General features: G+C 65.5%; 2 protein-coding genes. Both read right to left on the minus strand.

Features of this window, described 5'->3' with window-relative positions; all coding sequences use genetic code 11:
- Positions 1 to 80: 80 nt before the first annotated feature.
- Positions 81 to 779 (minus strand): DUF1223 domain-containing protein, encoded by a 699-nt coding sequence (locus tag NKH03_RS34720; protein WP_352973342.1) that lies wholly within the window; start codon positions 777 to 779, stop codon positions 81 to 83.
- A 98-nt stretch (positions 780 to 877) separates the two neighbouring features.
- Positions 878 to 1057, minus strand: a 180-nt coding sequence (locus NKH03_RS34725) for a hypothetical protein (protein ID WP_352973343.1), incomplete at its 5' end; no start/stop codon positions are given.

The raw sequence follows: 1057 nt of genomic DNA on the forward strand, positions 1-1057 counted from the left end.
ATCCTCGGCGAGGTCACGTCAACCGAATGCCGAAATTACTTCACAGAGGCAGGCTATGCCCAACCTAAATTCATCCCGCTCTAGTTGGTCGCGGCGGCCAGGATCGGTCCGCCGCCTGGCGACTGGACGAGCACGGCGGTGCTCAGGCCGTCCGAAGCCGGCGGCAGATCCAGCGCGGTGGCGGCGCCGGTCCAGCCGCCGAGTTTCTCGAGCGAATGCACGACATTGGCGTGCGGCAGAGTGCGGCCGGTGTTTTCGCCGCGCGCTACCGGCACCTCGACGACGCCTCGGAGATAGCGCACCAGCCAGACATCGGCCTTGCCGCCCGGTGCTGCGCCGGCGCCGATATTGACCTTGCCGCCGTCAAGTGACAGCGACGGGCCGCTCATTTGGCCGCTCGCCGAGATCAGCTTTTCGATCTCACCGGGTGCGGCGCCGACGACATCGGCATGGCCGTTGACCACCACTTGCGGCGTGAACGGCCCGTCATGGCCGAGCGGCGGCTCGTAGCTGACCTGGCGCTGGGTGAATTCCTGGCGACCGAATGTGTCCTTCCAGCCGAGATAGTCCCAGTAGGTGACGTTGAAGGACAGCGCCAGCACGCCGGGCTGGTCCTTGACCTTGATCAGATTGGCATTGGCCGGCGGGCAGGACGAGCAGCCCTGGCTGGTGAACAGCTCGACCACGGTGAGCGGCCGGGCGGCGGCCGCACCGAACGACACCGCCAGCGCAAGCGCGCAGAGGCTTAACACTGTGACGAACTTGCTGGACCCCGACATCGGCTTGCTCCGTGGACGGCGGCGCCTGGATGCACCACTCATGTCCCCACTTCGCCGCTGTCTGCCGCTTCGTTACAGCGCTCACCGGTTTGTGATCGCTAGCGTTCTTCCTTCTCCCCCTGTGGGAGAAGGTGGATCGGCGCGCAGCGCCGAGACGGTTGAGGGGTGTTGGACGGATTGCCGTCCTTGCCAAGCTGGAACACCCCTTGTATCTGCACAGGGATGATTTTGTGCGATGGAAGCGACTGAGCCTCGGGCTGGATGGCCATCCGGCCCGA

The sequence above is a fragment of the Mesorhizobium sp. M1406 genome, from assembly GCF_040317555.1.
In the GTDB taxonomy this organism is placed as follows: domain Bacteria; phylum Pseudomonadota; class Alphaproteobacteria; order Rhizobiales; family Rhizobiaceae; genus Mesorhizobium.